Genomic DNA, 15,383 nt, shown 5'->3' with positions numbered 1-15,383 from the left:
TCGACAGCGGCGCCGGTGCGGCGTTTGCCAACGGCACCAGCACGCTGGCGGACCTGGCCAGCTACGCCGCCGGCAATGCACCCACGCAGATCAGCGGGCGCCAGGAAGCCTACGAGAACCTGATCAACCAGTATCTGACGCGTTGATGTCCCGTGGCCGGCGGCGCACTGCGTCGCCGGCCGATGGCGGTCGCCCCCGTGACCGCTCCCTTGCATGTCTCCAGGTGAACCCATGTCCAGTGTCTCCATTGACGGCGCCCCCGATGCCGGCGAGAACACCCGTTTCATCATCCTGATCAGCTGTGTGGCCACGATCGGCGGCTTTCTGTTCGGCTTCGACAGTGGCGTGATCAACGGCACCGTCGACGGGCTCAAGCAGACCTTCAATTCCAGCGCTGCGGAGACCGGGTTCGAGGTCGCCTCGATGCTGCTGGGTTGCGCCATCGGCGCCTTCTTTGCCGGCCGCCTGGCCGACCGCTGGGGCCGCCGCGCGGTCCTGATCATTTCTGCGGCGCTGTTCCTGCTCTCGGCCATCGGCGCCGGTGCTTCGCACAGTTCCGGCTTCTTCATCTTCGCGCGCGTGATGGGCGGCTTTGCCGTCGGCGCGGCCAGCGTCATCTCACCGGCCTACATCGCCGAGGTCGCCTCCGCGCGCTACCGCGGCCGGCTCGCCACGATGCAGCAGATCGCCATCATCAGCGGGCTGTTCTGCGCGTTTCTGAGTAACTACCTGCTGGCCAACGCCGCCGGTGCGTCCACCGAGCCGCTATGGGCCGGGCAGGCCGCCTGGCGCTGGATGTTCTGGATGCAGGCCATCCCGTCGCTTCTGTTCCTGGTGCTGCTGCTGGTCATCCCCGAGAGCCCGCGCTACCTGGTAGTCAAGGGTCGCCGCGAGCAGGCGCTGGTGGTGTTGAAGCGTCTGTACGGCAATGCCGCCGCGCAGACCAAGCTGGCGGAAATCTCCGCCTCGATGTCGGCCGACCAGCACAAGCCCAAGTTCTCCGACCTCATCAGCAAGGCCACCGGCAAGGTGCGCCCGATCGTCTGGATCGGCGTTGGCCTGGCGGTGTTCCAGCAGCTGGTCGGCATCAACGTGGTGTTCTACTACGGCGCGGTGTTGTGGCAGGCGGTCGGCTTCTCCGAGCAGGACGCGCTGCTGATCAACGTACTCTCCGGCGGCCTGAGCATCGGCGCCTGCCTGGTCACGGTGATGCTGGTGGACAAGATCGGCCGCAAGCCGTTGCTGTGGATCGGCTCGGCCGGCATGGCAGTCTCGCTGGCCCTGGTCACCTACGCCTTCGCCACCGCCTCGCTGGACCCCAACGGCAAGCTCGCCATGTCCGATGCCATGGGCATGCTGGCGCTGGTGGCCGCCAACGTCTACGTGGTGTTCTTCAATGCCTCGTGGGGCCCGGTGATGTGGGTGATGTTGGGCGAGATGTTCCCCAACCAGATCCGCGGTTCGGGCCTGGCCATTGCCGGCGCCGCGCAGTGGACCTCCAACTTCGCCATCACCGTCAGCTTCCCGATCCTGCTAGGCAGCATTGGCCTGGCCGGCGCCTATGGCATCTATACGGTTGCCGCCTTCATCTCGGTGTTCTTTGTGCTCAAGTACGTCTACGAGACCAAGGGCAAGGAACTGGAGCAGATGGAGGGCTGATTTTGTCTGTTGTGCCGATATCGGCATGGAAAACGAAGAAGGCCGCGCAATGCGCGGCTTTTTTTTGTTGGGATGATTCCTTATAGCCAACCGCTATGCACGCTTGCATAAGCCGCATCAGCAAGCCGAACCATGCAGCACGGTCTGGTTTGCGTCATCAGCATGGAGCGCTTGCGTTTTTCTTAGCCGATGCACCGTCAGATGCATTGGCTATCGTTAGCTACCGAACTCAGCGTTCATCCATGTATGGGGCTAATGCACCAGCAAAGTGCAATGTGCGTCGTTAAACGCACGCGCTACACGCCAGAACGTACACGTCCTTATCGCAATGTGTGCGCCATCGCTATACTCCGCTGAGCAGTTCCCTCCAGACTAGGACGCATCGTGGAACCAAGGAGTGGTGGTATGGCGGTAGCCAAGGAAGTCCTCAGAGGCATGCTGATCAGCGTGTGCTACGGACTGACGTTTGTGATGCTTTGGTTCTTCTCTATTGATCAGTGGTATCTGCCTGTCGGCTTACGAGTCGTCACGTTGCTATTTCGGCCGTATCGTGAATGGCCTTTCTTGCTGATTGGTGATGCCGCCGCCATGCTCTGGCTTCGCGTTCCGATAGCTCAGCGCCAGGATTACAGCGTGTTATGGGCCTATCTCAGCCCGTTCTTGCATGCGCCGATGATCGCGTACTTTATATGGTTAGCTCGGCATCACGCACGCCTGCTTTTTCAACAATCTCGCTGGTTGATTCCCTTTGGCATTGCCATTGCTTTTTGTAATTCACTGTGGAGCATCGTGGTCAATGCATTGCTGGATGGCCCGCCTACAACAAATTTTTGGGAGTTCCTGCTCCGTTACTGGCTCGGCGGCTATCTCGGTATACTGATGTTCTTGCTTCCAACGATGCTTCGGTCGCCTAAGCAGTCGCAGCCGATCAGGGTTGACTTGCCACGTGATCTTGGCGCTTCAGTGATTGTCATTGTTGCGTTGTTTTACATGCTTACTTACGTGCATGCCCCGCTTCCAAAGAACGCGTTGATGATCGCCCTAATAGGGCCCGCAATTTTTCTAACTCGACGTCATGGCCTAGTAGGGACTACTCTGGGCACATTGTTGGCAATTGTAGCGCTTGCCATTAGTATTCCAAAGGTCTATCAAATTGGGTATTACGACCCAAATCTATTCTTGATTCAGTTGTTTCATGTATTTGTCAGTACTGGCCTTTTTATCTTCGGTGCTCGGCTAACTGTTCCTTTGAAACGTTTCGATACCATCCGTCGTATCAGGGCGGAGGCGCAGCAGACTGTGAAAGATAGCTATTTGGCCGCTGAGCGCACTTTGCGCAGTCAGGTCGTAGAGTATTCTGATGTCAATGTGCAAATCAATCGAATGCGTAAAGATATTGTTGCAGACTTGCGCGCGCGTGGACACCACGCGGCGGCAATGGAGATTACAAGAGTTGCAGTGATTGAATCGCGATTACTTCAAGAATATGTGGCAAACCTGTATCCACTAGAGATCGAAACGCACGGTTTGTTCAAGTCGCTTCGTTCGCCAGCACTGGCGCGCTTCAAATCTACAGAATTCGAATACCTGTTGCAGGGAGACTGCCGTCAGCTCTCACTCGGTCTTCAGTTGGCTGCCTATCGTTGTACGCTGAGTGCGATCGAGTTGCTGCCCCATGCAAATAAACATTTTATCCAAGCCCGTGTATGGCGGGGCCGAGGCGGGCAAGGTGTTGCAATACGCGTGTTTGCAGACACGTCGTTGGTAGAGTCTGTGCGGCGTGATTCGCCGGAGGTGGAGGCGGAGTTTCGTGCCAGATTAAAGTCGCATGGCGGCATGTTCCGTCGCCGCCATGCGCTAGTGCTGACCTTCCTCGTCGCGGAGACGTCTGCCCTTATTTCGAAGGAGAGACCTTCCAGTGTTCCCCGTTGGCTTGCGACTCGACGTGCACAGTGAAGTTTGCAGTCCGATAAACCATGCGAGCTCCGTAGCTTGTTGCTGTGTTAGCGACCGAAGGAGCTGTGTTGGCCCAAATGGAATTGGTGGTTGGTATTGAAACGCGGTCTACATCCTTGCCCATCGGTACTACCCAGAGCGCATTGTCGACGCGTGCCACCACTGCCCGCACTGTGCCTGCAATGTCGTTGATCTGCAGGTAGGTCACCCCATCGCGTTGGAATTCGTAAATTGACCACGCAGCATCCAATGCGAGGTTAGTGGCAATCGGATGGCTGTCACCGAGTCCCGTCGCTCGCACTCCCGAGCCACCGTTGGGGCAGCATACTTGTGCCGACGCTTCGCCTAAAATCAAAAATCCCGCCAGCACGCATACGGCTTTCAGTGCGTTCGCTTTCATATCCATGATTGTCGCCTTCCCCTGCTAGGGGCGATTCTGCCTGCGATTCAGGCTCGCCTACGTTACGTCCATAAAGCGGACGGGTGTGGGCGATCACACAAAAATTGCTGACAGTCACTCTGTCTCGCGCACTTTCGACATTTAGGCAGGACTGACTCAGCCTTTATCTCCTCCCAATCTCTTATCGACTGCAGTGCCCAAGAGGATATGCAGAGTCAGTTATTTGACAGCTTGCCTGCTGCGAGCATTGGTCTCAGCGAAAGGTCGCGTTCGTCTGCGCGTCGGAAATTAAGAGTCGCCGAGCGTTAGATCTGTTGTCTTGCCCAGTTCGCTAGGGATACAAATCTTGACAAGGTTTTTGAACGCCATAACCCAGCGACTTAACGTGTTGCTCCCAAATTCTGCAGAGCACGCTCAAACCACCCAATCACCTGCTGGTGATGCACCGGTCCCCAACGACGCAGGAATTGCTGGGTGTGGTGGTCGCCGAGATCGCGCAGGCTGGCGAGCCGTTGGACGATGAAAGGCGCGGTCAGTGGCTGGGCGCAGTCGGTTTCGATGCAGTGGCGCCAGGCGGTATAGCTGTCGGGGATGGCGGGGGACATCGTGGTGCTCTTGGGTGAACGTGAACGTGAGGGCGGTGACGGGGCGCGGCGGGCTTGATTTTACGCAACAAGTGTTACTTTATAACACTTCATCCATCGTCCGTCCGGTCGCGTCGTGTCGCGTTCTTTGCCGCAGAGTGTCGTTTGCCTGGTCACCATGCCGAACCTTCCGTGCTCCAAGTGGCGCGCTGGGCGCGTCGATTCCTCGGGATCGGCCCGATGAGGCGGCGACAGGTACTGCGCACCGCCGGCGCAGCTTTGCTGCTGTCGCCGAGCCTGGTCCATGCGCAGTCGCTGCCGCGGCTGCGCAACTGCAACCTGCAGCGTCAGGATGGGGGGCTGCGACTTCGCCTCGCATTGAGTACGCAGGTCGCCTACCGCAGTTTCAGCTTGTCCGATCCGTCGCGCCTGGTGATCGACCTGTCGGGCATTTCGGCACAGCCGCCGCAGTTGGATCCATTGCCCGAAGGTCTCGCCGTCGCCGCCATCCGTAGCGGCCCGCATGCTGATGGGCTGCGCGTGGTGCTCGATCTGTTGCAGCCGCTGACTGCCACGGCGCGCTGGGAGGACAACGTGCTGGTATTCGATCTTGCTGCCGCTTCCGGCACTGCCTCGTTGTCAGAGGCAGTGCCGGCAGCGGCGGCGGCTGGGTTCACACGCTCGCGCCTGCATCCGTACGTGATCGCCATCGATGCCGGCCACGGCGGCAAGGATCCCGGTGCGGTCAGCGCGGATGCCCGCTACGAGAAACATGTCGCCATGGCGGTGGCCGGGCGGCTGCACCAGTGTCTGGCGTCCGATCCGCGCTACCGGCCGACCATGATTCGCAGCGACGACCGCTTCGTGCCGCTGCACGAGCGGGTGCTGATCGCCCATCGCCACAATGCCGATCTGTTCGTGTCCATCCATGCCGATGCCGCGCCCAACAGCCAGGCGCGTGGTGCCTCGGTATTCGCCTTGTCCGAGAACGGGGCCAGCTCGGCACTGGCCCGCTGGATTGCCGACAGCGAAAACGCCGCCGACGACATGGGCGACAGCACGCGCCGCCTACGCGTGCCCAGCAATCCGGTGCTGTCGCAGGTGCTGGCCGACCTGTCGCTGAGCGGCACCATCGCCAGCAGCCTGCAGTTCGGCAAGCTGATGCTGGGCCGCCTGCAGCAGGTGACGCGCCTGCACCAGGATCAGGTGGGGCAGGCCGGCTTTGCGGTGCTGAAGTCGCCGGATATTCCGTCGTTGCTGGTGGAAACCGGCTTCATGAGCAATCGCGACGATTGCAACAGGCTCTGCGGCGATACCCATCAGGACGAGCTGGCGCAGACGCTGCATGCGGGCATCGACGATTACTTCCAGGCCTTCCCCGGTCGCGCCTGAGGCGCGATCGCCATCTTCCCTTTCTCCGAGCGATCGATGTCCGTCACCCTTCCCGATGTTGCCGTTACCGAACTGCCCACGTTGAGCGCACCGTTGCGTTGGGTGGGCATGCACGACATTGCCATTCCTGTGCGCCTGGACGAAGCCGAGCCCGGTGCAACCGTGGGCGCGCGCGCCAGCGTGCAGGTGGATCTGCCGCGGCCCGAATTGAAGGGCATCCATATGTCGCGGTTGTACCGCTTGCTGGACCGGCATCTGGAACAGCCGATCTCGCCGGCGATGGTGTCGCAGTTGCTGCAGGCCTTGATCGACAGCCATGCCGATTGCGGCAGTCGTGCCGCGCGGGTCTCGCTGGCGTTTGAGGTGATGCTGCGGACCCCGGCCCTGTTGAGCGAAGGCTTGGCCGGGTGGCGCGCGTACCCGGTGCGCCTGGAGGCGCAGTGCAGGGCAGGGCAATGCCATCTGCAGTTGCAGATCGATGTGCTGTACGCCTCTACCTGCCCATGTTCGGCCGCCTTGTCGCGGCAATTGCTGAGCGATGCCTTCCTGCAGCAGCATGCTGGACGCCAGACGCTAGAGCGAGAAGACGTGGCGCAATGGCTGCGGGTCAATGGCTCGCACGCCACACCGCACAGCCAGCGCAGCATCGCGCAGGTGCGGGTGGACCTGCTTGCCCGCCAGCAGCGTCTGGAGATTCGCGAGCTGATCGGCGTGTGCGAGCGCGCACTGGCCACCCCAGTGCAGGCGGCGGTGCGGCGCATCGATGAGCAGGCCTTCGCCCGTTTGAATGGCGCCAACCTGATGTACGTCGAAGATGCGGCACGGCGCCTGCGTCAGGCGCTTGCCGAGCGCTACACGGCATTTCATGTGGCGGTACGCCATCTCGAAAGCCTGCACGCCCACGATGCGATCGCCGAAACCGATAGCGACGTAAGTGGCGTGCACTCATTCGCCAGATGAGCAGCGAGCATGTACTGCAGAGTCCGCGGCGTCTTGTGTGCGCAGCGGGTAAACGCAGTCGCAGGTACACCGCCCGGTGCAGCGGCATGCACGAGCCGCGCAGCGCAGGTTGCGTCGCTGCTACCGGTGCTTCGGCACACAGTGCTTGATGTGATCGGTGCTGCTGGCTGCACGCACCGGGCTGGCGTGGCGTGGCGCAGGTCCGTGGGGCACTTGCGCGGCAGCCAGCCTGGTAATGGCAACCGATCTCGACCGATGGGGCGGGGCAGGATTTGCCGACAAAAGGCCAAAGCGTTGATTCGCTTCAGTACCGCGCGGTGGCGGTCCAATGAAGGCTCAGGTCCGGATCGCCCGGAAATGCGCAGCCCACAACGCAAAAACCCCGCAATGCGGGGTCTTGGCGTGGTCTGCGGCAGGACGAACGTGGTGCTCCCTAGGGGACTCGAACCCCTGTTTTAGCCTTGAGAGGGCCACGTCCTAACCATTAGACGAAGGGAGCGTTTTTGTCGCGTCTTGTGCAGCGCGCTAGTATAGTGAGGTAATAGCCGTTGGGCAATCCTGCAACACAAGACGGAAGCGCCATCATCGAACCCTCAGTTACATCCCCGTTCACGCTGCGCGTCATCCCACGCGATCAGCACACCATCTCGCGCAAGGACATCAGCCCCAACGCGCTACGCGTGTTGTACCGCCTGCGCGAATCGGGCTTTGGCGCCTACCTCGTCGGCGGCGCGGTTCGCGACCTGCTGGTCGGCGGCCACCCGAAGGATTTCGACGTGGCCACCAGTGCGACGCCGGAAGAGGTCAAGGCGCTGTTCCGCAATTGCCGCCTGATCGGCCGCCGTTTTCGGCTGGCGCACGTGGTGTTCGGCCGCGAGATCATCGAAGTGGCCACCTTCCGCGCCAACGTCGACGACGGCAGCGGCGACCGCGAACTGGATAACGGCCGGCTGGTGCGCGACAACGTCTACGGCACCATCGAAGACGACGCGATCCGTCGCGACTTCACCTGCAACGCGCTGTACTACGCCATCGAGGATTTTTCGGTGCGCGATTACTGCGGCGGCTTCGAAGACGTGCAGGCGCGGTTGATGAAGCTGATCGGCGACCCGGAGCTGCGCTACCAGGAAGATCCGGTGCGCATGCTGCGCGCGGTACGGCTGGCGGCCAAGCTCAACTTCGAGATCGAAGCCGGCAGCGCCGAACCGATCCCGCGCCTGGCCGGGCTGTTGTCCGAGGCAGCGCCGGCGCGTCTGTTCGAGGAAATTCTCAAGCTGTTTCTGTCCGGACACGGCGTGGCCAGTTTTGAAGGCTTGGAGCGTTACGGCCTGCTCGGTGCGCTGTTCCCGGAAAGCGCGGCAGCCCTGAAGTCCAATCGCAGCGGTGCGCTGCGTGCGATGGTGCTGGAAGGCCTGCGCAATACCGATGCGCGCGTTGCCAACGACGAACCGGTGTCCCCGGCGTTCCTGTTCGCGCTGCTGCTGTGGCCGGCGTTCTGCCGCACCCTGATGGGCTTGCAGGCGCAGGGCGTGCAGCCGGAGGATGCGCAGCGCCGTGCCGCCGACCGCGTCACCTTGCACCAGCTGGAACGGGTGGCATTGCCGCGCCGTTTTTCGCTGCCGATGCAGGAGATCTGGCTGCTGCAGACACGCTTCTCCTCGCGTCAGCGCAAGCGCGTGTTCCGCACCTTGTCGCATCCGCGCTTCCGTGCCGCTTTTGATTTCCTGGTGCTGCGCCAGTTCGCGTCGGCCGACCATGCGGCCGATGTCGAGTTCTGGCGCGAGGCGCAGAAGTCCTCCGGCCAGGAGCTGGTGGATGCCATCGAATCGGCGCAGGCCGACCACGAGGGCGAGGACGGCGCGCCGCGCAAGCGTCGCCGTCGCCGCCGTCGCACCGGCGCACCAGCAGGCGAGTAGGGCATGCAGACCGCCTTTGTCGGCCTGGGTGCCAACCTGGGCCCGGCCGAGGCCAGTGTCCGTGCGGCCATCACCGCGCTGGAGGCCGTGCCGCAGTCCACGCTGGTAGCGGCCTCGCGCCTGTATCGGACCCCAGCCTGGGGGCGCGAAGACCAACCCGATTTCATCAACGCCGTAGCCCAGCTGCAGACCGGGCTTGCCCCGCTGGCGCTGCTGGATGCGCTGCTTGGCATCGAACGGGCCTTTGGGCGCGAACGTCTGGCCGGCGAGCGCTGGGGCCCGCGCACGCTGGATCTGGATCTACTGCTGTACGCCGACCAAGTGCTGGATCTGCCGCGGCTGCAGGTGCCGCATCCGCATCTGCATGTGCGCGCCTTTGCGCTGCTGCCGCTGTCCGAGCTGGCGCCGGAGGCGATCATTCCGGGTCATGGAACAGTGCGGCACGCCCTGCAAACCATCGATGCCTGCGGGCTGGAGCCGATTGGGTAGATAATGGCCGGCTCATCACCCCACGTAATGACTTCATGAGCAGCCATAGCGACAGCAAGCCCTGGACCGTGCCCGCCCTGGCCGAGGCCAAGCGGGCGGGTCGAAAACTGGTCATGTTGACCGCCTACGACGCCGGCTTTGCGCGCAGCTTCGACGCCAACGGCGTGGACCTGATCCTGGTCGGCGACTCGCTGGGCATGGTGGTGCAGGGGCACGATTCCACCTTGCCGGTGACCACCGCCGACATGGTCTACCACACCGCCGCGGTGGCACGCGTGCTGGAACGCGCGTTGCTGGTGGCCGACCTGTCGTTCCAGGCCGATGCCACCCCCGAGCGTGCGCTCGATGCCGCCACCCAGCTGCTGCAGGCCGGTGCGGAGATGGTCAAGATCGAAGGCGCCGGGCACAAGCTCGAGGTGATCCGCTACCTGGTCGAGCGCGAGATCCCGGTGTGTTCGCACCTGGGGCTGACGCCGCAGTCGGTATTGCGTTTCGGCGGCTACAAGGTGCAGGGCCGCGGCGAAGCCGGCGAGCAACTGCGCCGCGATGCGCAGGCGGTGGTCGACGCCGGTGCCAGCCTGGTGGTGCTGGAATGCGTGCCGACGCCGATCGCCGCGCAGATCAGCGCCGAGCTGCAGGTGCCGACCATCGGCATCGGCGCCGGCCCCGGCTGCGATGGCCAGGTGCTGGTGATGCACGACATGCTGGGCCTGGACAGCGGCCATCGCCGTCCCAAGTTCGTCAAGGATTTCCTGGCCGAGGGCGGCTCGGTGGCTGGCGCGGTGCGTGCCTATGCGCAGGCCGTGCGCGATGGCAGTTTTCCCGATGCAGAGCACGCGTACGCCGCATGATCCAGACCATTACCGATCTTTCCGCCCTGCGCGCCCTGGTCACCGGCTGGAAGCGCGAAGGCCTGCGCGTGGCGCTGGTGCCCACCATGGGCAATCTGCATGCTGGCCATTACTCGTTGGTGATGCTGGCACGCCAGTACGCCGACCGCGTGGTGTCCAGCGTGTTCGTCAACCCGACCCAGTTCGGGCCAAACGAAGACTTCGCCCGCTACCCGCGCACGCCAGAGGCCGATCTGCGCGGCCTGGAAGATGCCGGCTGCGATGCGCTGTGGCTGCCGGACGTGGACACGATGTACCCGCTCGGTACCGCGCTGGCCACGCCGATCCATGCGCCGGGCGTCAGCGACGTGCTTGAAGGCGTGTGCCGCCCAGGCCATTTCGACGGTGTCTGCACCGTGGTGGCGCGCCTGTTCAACCAGGTGCAGCCGGACGTGGCGGCGTTTGGCAAGAAGGATTACCAGCAGCTGGCAGTGATCCGGCAGATGGTGGCCGACCTGGCGTTTCCGATCGAGATCCTGGGCGGCAGCATCGTGCGCGAGGCCGACGGTCTGGCGATGAGCTCGCGCAACCAGTATCTGTCGGCCGACGATCGCCCGGCTGCCGCGCAGATCCGCAAGGTGCTGCTGCAGATGCGTGACAGCTACGCGGCCGGCACGCCGCGTGCGCAGGTCGAACAGGCCGCCACCGGCGCGCTGCAGCAGGCCGGATTTCAGGTCGATTACGCGGTGGTGCGGCTGCCGGACCTGAGCGAGCCGGGCGAAGCCACCGCTGGTGCACGCGTGGCGCTGATCGCCGCACGGCTGGGCGGCACCCGCCTGATCGACAACCTGGAATTCTGAGCCGGCCGAGCGTGCGCCAGCAGCCGGCGTGGTGGCCGGTGTCGGTGACCGGGTCTGGGAGAGGTCAGGCCGTCGCCTTGGCGCGGGCCTGAAGCCCTCACGACCGCCTGCAGCGCAAACCGGTGGGCGCGAGCGCTTTCCGCTAAAATGCCGGCTTTCCTTTTGTCGTTGCCTGCGTCCATGCATCTGTCCCTGCTGAAAGCCAAGATCCACCGCGCCACCGTCACCCATTCCGAGCTCAACTACGAAGGCTCGATCGCCATCGACGGCCTGCTGCTGGAAGCGACCGGCATCCGTGAGTTCGAACAGGTCCATATCTGGGACGTGACCAACGGTGCGCGCTTCAGCACCTATGCCATCCGTGCCGAAGACGGCAGCGGCATCATGTCGCTCAACGGCGGTGCTGCACGTCACGTGCAGGTGGGCGATCTGATCATTGTGGCGGCGTTTGCCAGCATGAGCGAAGACGAAGCCAAGACCTTCAAGCCCAATCTGGTATATGTGAACGCGCACAACGCGATTTCCCACACCAACCACAGCATCCCCACGCAGGCCGCATGACACAGACCAACGGATTCGACGCGCTTCACGCCCACGCCCAACGCCTGCGCGGCGCTGCCATCCCCGCATTGCTTGCCGCCGAGCCGCAGCGGCCCACGCAGTACGCCAGGCAAGTCGGTCCGTTGTATTTCAATTTCGCGCGGCAGAAGTACGACCGCGTCGCGCTGGATGCCTTGTTCGCCGTTGCGCGCGAGCGCGATCTGGCCGGTGCATTCCAGCGTCTGTTTCGTGGCGAGCAGGTCAATGTCACTGAACAACGCGCTGCGCTGCACACCGCGTTGCGTGGCGATCTGACCGACGCGCCGGTGGCCTCGGAGGCGTATGCCACTGCTGCAGAAGTGCGGCAGCGGATGGGCGCGTTGATCCAGCAGCTGGAAGCCACCGACGTCACCGATATCGTCAGTGTCGGCATCGGTGGGTCGGACCTGGGCCCGCGTCTGGTGGCCGATGCATTGCGTCCGGTGAGCGGCGCGCGGTTCCGCGTGCACTTCGTCTCCAATGTCGATGGCGCCGCCATGCAGCGCACCTTGGCGACGCTGGATCCGGCGCGCACCGCCGGCATCCTGATTTCCAAGACCTTCGGCACCCAGGAAACCCTGCTCAACGGCGGCATCCTGCATGCCTGGCTCGGCGGCAGCGAGCGCCTGTACGCAGTGAGCGCCAACCCCGAACGTGCCGCCAAGGCCTTCGACATCGCACCGAGCCGCGTGCTGCCGATGTGGGATTGGGTCGGCGGGCGCTATTCGTTGTGGTCGGCGGTCGGTTTCCCGATTGCGCTGGCGATCGGCTTCGAACGTTTCCAGCAGTTGCTGGAAGGGGCCGCGCAGTTCGACGCGCATGCGCTCAATACGCCGCTGGAAGAGAACGTCGCGGTACTGCATGGCCTAACGGCGGTGTGGAACCGCAACCTGCTCGGCAGCGCCACGCATGCGGTGATGACCTACGACCAGCGCCTGGCCTTGTTGCCAGCGTATCTGCAGCAACTGGTGATGGAGAGCCTGGGCAAGCGGGTCAAGCTCGACGGCTCGGCGGTGGATAGCGACACCGTGGCGGTGTGGTGGGGCGGTGCGGGTACCGATGTGCAGCACAGCTTCTTCCAGGCGCTGCACCAGGGCACCAGCGTGGTGCCGGCGGATTTCATCGGCACCGTGCACAACGACGACCCGTACGCGGAAAACCATGTCGCGCTGATGGCCAACGTGCTGGCGCAGACCGAGGCGCTGGCCAATGGCCAGGACAGCAGCGACCCGCATCGCAGCTATCCAGGCGGCCGCCCGAGTACGGTGATCCTGCTCGACGCGCTGACCCCGCAGGCGTTGGGTGCGCTGATCTCGATGTACGAGCACAGCGTGTATGTGCAGTCGGTGATGTGGGGCATCAATGCGTTCGATCAGTTCGGCGTCGAACTGGGCAAGCAGTTGGCCAGTCAGCTGCTGCCGGCACTCAAGGGCGAGTCTGCCGAGGTCGCCGATCCGGTGACGCGCGAGCTGCTGGACAAGTTGCGCGGCTGAGCGGCCGCATGGTGGTAGCGTCAAGCGACGGGGCCTACAGGCCCCGTCTCAGTTTGGAGCGACCCACACACCACTGTGTTCGCCGCCAGGTGGGTGCAGCCGATGCTTGGTAAGACGTGTGCCACGCGTCCGATTCGGTTTTAAGGCGTATTCCGTAGCCCCTTGATGACTGCCAGCTACGGTTTAGAGTCGCGAATAAGACGACTGCGCGGCCGATAGACGGGCGCCGCTGGTGCTTGGGATCCTCATGTACCACTCGTATCCGGCTCTAAGCGCACCGCCCGTACCCGCCTGACGGCCGCACGTTACGTTTTGTTGGCTAACCCTTGCCATTTGGCTGGCTTCTTGCGGAATGAGTTCAAAATGGACAAATTTCCCAAAATGGGTATTTTGGCGTAGCCTGAGACCACTCACCTCGCAGGACCGCCCCATGTCCCGTCATCAGGATTTGCCCGAGCTCGAAAGAGCGCCAGCGGCCGATATCAAGATCAAGGGCTGGCCCAGCCTGATGCGCAAGGTGCGCACCCACGGCGCGGTCGTCATCACCAATCACAATCACCCCGAAGCGGTGGTGGTGGATGCCGAGGAATACCGGCAGCTGGTGCAGCAGGCCAGCGCGCTTGCCGGGGCGACCACGCGCGCGCAGTCGCTGCAGGCCTTGCAGGCCAGATTCGACGCGCATCTTGCCGCGGTCACCGATGGCGCAGTGCTGGCCAAGGGGATCGCCAAGCCCGCACGCCGTGGCCGCAAGGTCGCCTTGGGCCCGTCGCTCTGATCGATGGGAAACATCCTGGTACTGGCGGGCGTCAACGGCGCCGGCAAGAGCTCGTTGCTGGGCAGCTTGCTGCAGGAAGACGGCGCCAGCTGGTTCAACCCGGATGCATTCACCAGAGCGCTGGTGGAGCAGGGCTGGACACTGGAAGATGCCAATGCGCAGGCCTGGCAGGAGGGCGTACGACGGCTGCGCCAGGCGATGGCCGATGGCAGCGATTACGCCTTTGAAACCACGTTGGGCGCGAACACCATTCCGCGCCTTCTGCGCGAGGCCTGCGCGCAGCACACGGTGGCGATCTGGTTCTGCGGTCTGTCGACGGTGGAGCTGCACATCGAACGCGTTGCAGCGCGGGTCGCCGCTGGTGGCCATGCGATCGCCGAGCACAGGATCCGCGAGCGCTTCGATGCCTCGCGCGCCAATCTGATCGCCTTGCTGCCGCATCTGTCGGTGCTGCACGTCTACGACAACAGCGCGGCTGCCGATGCATCGAGGCAGGCCGAGCCGCTACTGGTACTGGAACTGGATCAGGGCGGTCTGCATTACCCGCAGACGCCCGCAGAGCTGGCAAAGGTGCCGGAATGGGCCAAGCCCATCGTGATGGCAGCACTGGAAACGCGCCGCGTGTCTTGAAGCGTGCATCCGGGTGCGGCTGCGCGAGTTCCCTGCCTGATTCGCAACGCATGCGTTGAACATAAGAATGGCGAGTAAAACTACTTCACACCGGTCTACCGCAGGCCGGTTGATCTGCTGCCTGGCTGCAGGGCCCTTGCCCGCCCACCCTCGCGGGACACGCCGTGAATCCGTCCCTGGAGGCTCTTACGCGGCATCCATGCCGCGTAAGGTCCCGCGACGGTGGGCGGGCAAGGACCAGTCAGGAATGTCGGTCCGCATGGTGCAATCAATGCGCGATGTATGTTGTTTGGATAACCGTGGTTTCGGTTAGCTTTCCAACGCAAGCCGAGCCACCAATAAGCTTTCAAAGAAGCAACCGACTAACTTTCTGGTGCGGTGTCCTTACCGCTTGCGGGACCGTGTTGCGGCATGGATGCCGCCACCGAGCCTCCACGGACGGATTCACGGCGTGTCCCGCGAGCGGTAAGGGCACCGTGCCCTCGACTCACTCAGCTTTTGACTGTATCTAGACGCCTCTACCACTTAGATCCGTGGCTGCTTTTTCATCTTGTGTCTGGATGGAATGAGACAGTCGGATGGATCAAAAAACAGAGCGAATTGATACGCCCAGGGTTCCGTAGACACTCAAGACCCTCGTTGCGCGTAGCGCCGTTCGAACTCTACAGGCGACAGGTCGCCAGTTGAACCGTGGCGGCGTTTTGGGTTGTAGAACATCTCGATATAATCGAACACCTCGGCGCGTGCGGCGTCCCTGGTCGGGTAGATCCGCCGCCTGATCCGCTCGCGTTTGAGCAGGCCGAAGAAGCTCTCCACGGGTGCGTTGTCGTGGCAGTTGCCACGCCGACTCATGCTGCACA

The 15,383-nt window shown here is 63.1% G+C and carries 15 protein-coding genes, 1 tRNA gene, 1 other RNA gene and 1 pseudogene; 14 read left to right on the top strand and 4 right to left on the bottom strand.

What is annotated here, in order from left to right:
• The 3 genes and pseudogenes from A7D17_RS23170 to A7D17_RS16625 all read left to right on the top strand — a co-directional run.
• Nucleotides 1–146 (top strand): annotated as a pseudogene (locus A7D17_RS23170) (xylose isomerase); the annotation flags it as partial.
• A gap of 85 nt (nucleotides 147–231) precedes the next feature.
• Nucleotides 232–1,659, top strand: a complete 1,428-nt coding sequence (locus A7D17_RS16630) for a sugar porter family MFS transporter (protein WP_064510107.1) — start codon at nucleotides 232–234, stop codon at nucleotides 1,657–1,659.
• 405 nt (nucleotides 1,660–2,064) lie between these two features.
• On the top strand, nucleotides 2,065–3,615 hold the full coding sequence (locus A7D17_RS16625) for an MASE1 domain-containing protein (protein WP_064510106.1): 1,551 nt from the start codon (nucleotides 2,065–2,067) through the stop codon (nucleotides 3,613–3,615).
• On the opposite strand, the gene A7D17_RS23165 is transcribed toward A7D17_RS16625, so the two are convergent.
• Both A7D17_RS23165 and A7D17_RS16620 read right to left on the bottom strand, forming a co-directional pair.
• A complete protein-coding gene (locus A7D17_RS23165) occupies nucleotides 3,554–4,021 on the bottom strand; it encodes a hypothetical protein (RefSeq protein ID WP_082862091.1) in 468 nt (155 codons plus the stop codon). The two genes, A7D17_RS16625 and A7D17_RS23165, sit on opposite strands and share 62 nt — an antisense overlap.
• A gap of 374 nt (nucleotides 4,022–4,395) precedes the next feature.
• Nucleotides 4,396–4,620, bottom strand: a complete 225-nt coding sequence (locus tag A7D17_RS16620; RefSeq protein ID WP_064510105.1) for a hypothetical protein — start codon at nucleotides 4,618–4,620, stop codon at nucleotides 4,396–4,398.
• A 219-nt stretch (nucleotides 4,621–4,839) separates the two neighbouring features.
• Between A7D17_RS16620 and A7D17_RS16615 the strand changes: the two genes are divergently transcribed.
• Entirely contained in the window at nucleotides 4,840–5,991 is a 1,152-nt protein-coding gene (locus tag A7D17_RS16615; protein ID WP_064510104.1) for an N-acetylmuramoyl-L-alanine amidase, read from the top strand.
• A 36-nt stretch (nucleotides 5,992–6,027) separates the two neighbouring features.
• The gene (folE2, locus tag A7D17_RS16610) at nucleotides 6,028–6,951 is read left to right on the top strand and encodes a GTP cyclohydrolase FolE2 (RefSeq protein WP_064510103.1); all 924 of its coding nucleotides are present in this window, start codon (nucleotides 6,028–6,030) and stop codon (nucleotides 6,949–6,951) included.
• A gap of 424 nt (nucleotides 6,952–7,375) precedes the next feature.
• Here the strand turns inward: folE2 and A7D17_RS16605 are convergent.
• Nucleotides 7,376–7,450 (bottom strand) — tRNA-Glu (locus A7D17_RS16605).
• A 49-nt stretch (nucleotides 7,451–7,499) separates the two neighbouring features.
• Between A7D17_RS16605 and pcnB the strand changes: the two genes are divergently transcribed.
• The 9 genes from pcnB to A7D17_RS16560 all read left to right on the top strand — a co-directional run bounded on the left by pcnB (nucleotide 7,500) and on the right by A7D17_RS16560 (nucleotide 14,523).
• Nucleotides 7,500–8,867, top strand: a complete 1,368-nt coding sequence (gene pcnB / locus A7D17_RS16600) for a polynucleotide adenylyltransferase PcnB (protein WP_064510102.1) — start codon at nucleotides 7,500–7,502, stop codon at nucleotides 8,865–8,867.
• Nucleotides 8,868–8,870: 3 nt separating this feature from the next.
• Nucleotides 8,871–9,356, top strand: coding sequence for a 2-amino-4-hydroxy-6-hydroxymethyldihydropteridine diphosphokinase (folK, locus tag A7D17_RS16595; protein ID WP_064510101.1), 486 nt, complete (start codon nucleotides 8,871–8,873; stop codon nucleotides 9,354–9,356).
• A gap of 35 nt (nucleotides 9,357–9,391) precedes the next feature.
• Nucleotides 9,392–10,207 carry a 3-methyl-2-oxobutanoate hydroxymethyltransferase gene (panB, locus tag A7D17_RS16590; protein ID WP_064510100.1) on the top strand — a complete coding sequence of 272 codons (816 nt, stop codon included), beginning with the start codon at nucleotides 9,392–9,394 and terminating at the stop codon, nucleotides 10,205–10,207.
• The gene (panC, locus tag A7D17_RS16585; RefSeq protein WP_064510099.1) at nucleotides 10,204–11,046 is read left to right on the top strand and encodes a pantoate--beta-alanine ligase; all 843 of its coding nucleotides are present in this window, start codon (nucleotides 10,204–10,206) and stop codon (nucleotides 11,044–11,046) included. The genes panB and panC overlap by 4 nt, the downstream gene beginning before the upstream one ends.
• A 180-nt stretch (nucleotides 11,047–11,226) precedes the next feature.
• Nucleotides 11,227–11,607: an aspartate 1-decarboxylase gene (gene panD, locus A7D17_RS16580; protein ID WP_003481969.1), complete on the top strand. Its 381-nt coding sequence runs from the start codon at nucleotides 11,227–11,229 to the stop codon at nucleotides 11,605–11,607.
• Complete coding sequence (pgi, locus tag A7D17_RS16575) at nucleotides 11,604–13,118, top strand: glucose-6-phosphate isomerase (protein ID WP_064510098.1); 1,515 nt, start codon at nucleotides 11,604–11,606, stop codon at nucleotides 13,116–13,118. The genes panD and pgi overlap by 4 nt, the downstream gene beginning before the upstream one ends.
• A 247-nt stretch (nucleotides 13,119–13,365) precedes the next feature.
• A non-coding RNA gene (locus tag A7D17_RS16570) (sX9 sRNA) lies at nucleotides 13,366–13,439 on the top strand.
• Between the two features lie 109 nt (nucleotides 13,440–13,548).
• Nucleotides 13,549–13,893, top strand: coding sequence for a type II toxin-antitoxin system prevent-host-death family antitoxin (locus tag A7D17_RS16565; protein ID WP_064510097.1), 345 nt, complete (start codon nucleotides 13,549–13,551; stop codon nucleotides 13,891–13,893).
• Nucleotides 13,894–13,896: 3 nt separating this feature from the next.
• Nucleotides 13,897–14,523, top strand: coding sequence for an ATPase (locus tag A7D17_RS16560; protein ID WP_064510096.1), 627 nt, complete (start codon nucleotides 13,897–13,899; stop codon nucleotides 14,521–14,523).
• A gap of 627 nt (nucleotides 14,524–15,150) precedes the next feature.
• Here the strand turns inward: A7D17_RS16560 and A7D17_RS16555 are convergent.
• A partial coding sequence (locus tag A7D17_RS16555; protein ID WP_153041903.1) for an IS3 family transposase occupies nucleotides 15,151–15,383 on the bottom strand: 233 nt, incomplete at its 5' end.

Source organism: Xanthomonas floridensis (assembly GCF_001642575.1).
GTDB classification, from domain to species: domain Bacteria; phylum Pseudomonadota; class Gammaproteobacteria; order Xanthomonadales; family Xanthomonadaceae; genus Xanthomonas; species Xanthomonas floridensis.
Note: the sequence above shows the minus strand (reverse complement) of the source record. Positions and strands in the feature narration are given on the sequence as shown.

Coding starts and splice junctions, on each gene's coding strand:
- A7D17_RS16630 (WP_064510107.1), top strand. CDS start 232: ATGTCCAGTGTCTCCATTGACGGCGCCCCCGATGCCGGCGAGAACACC.
- folE2 (WP_064510103.1), top strand. CDS start 6,028: ATGTCCGTCACCCTTCCCGATGTTGCCGTTACCGAACTGCCCACGTTG.
- folK (WP_064510101.1), top strand. CDS start 8,871: ATGCAGACCGCCTTTGTCGGCCTGGGTGCCAACCTGGGCCCGGCCGAG.
- A7D17_RS23165 (WP_082862091.1), bottom strand. CDS start 4,021: ATGGATATGAAAGCGAACGCACTGAAAGCCGTATGCGTGCTGGCGGGA.
- A7D17_RS16560 (WP_064510096.1), top strand. CDS start 13,897: ATGGGAAACATCCTGGTACTGGCGGGCGTCAACGGCGCCGGCAAGAGC.
- A7D17_RS16620 (WP_064510105.1), bottom strand. CDS start 4,620: ATGTCCCCCGCCATCCCCGACAGCTATACCGCCTGGCGCCACTGCATC.
- panD (WP_003481969.1), top strand. CDS start 11,227: ATGCATCTGTCCCTGCTGAAAGCCAAGATCCACCGCGCCACCGTCACC.
- A7D17_RS16565 (WP_064510097.1), top strand. CDS start 13,549: ATGTCCCGTCATCAGGATTTGCCCGAGCTCGAAAGAGCGCCAGCGGCC.
- A7D17_RS16615 (WP_064510104.1), top strand. CDS start 4,840: ATGAGGCGGCGACAGGTACTGCGCACCGCCGGCGCAGCTTTGCTGCTG.
- panB (WP_064510100.1), top strand. CDS start 9,392: ATGAGCAGCCATAGCGACAGCAAGCCCTGGACCGTGCCCGCCCTGGCC.
- panC (WP_064510099.1), top strand. CDS start 10,204: ATGATCCAGACCATTACCGATCTTTCCGCCCTGCGCGCCCTGGTCACC.
- pgi (WP_064510098.1), top strand. CDS start 11,604: ATGACACAGACCAACGGATTCGACGCGCTTCACGCCCACGCCCAACGC.
- A7D17_RS16625 (WP_064510106.1), top strand. CDS start 2,065: ATGGCGGTAGCCAAGGAAGTCCTCAGAGGCATGCTGATCAGCGTGTGC.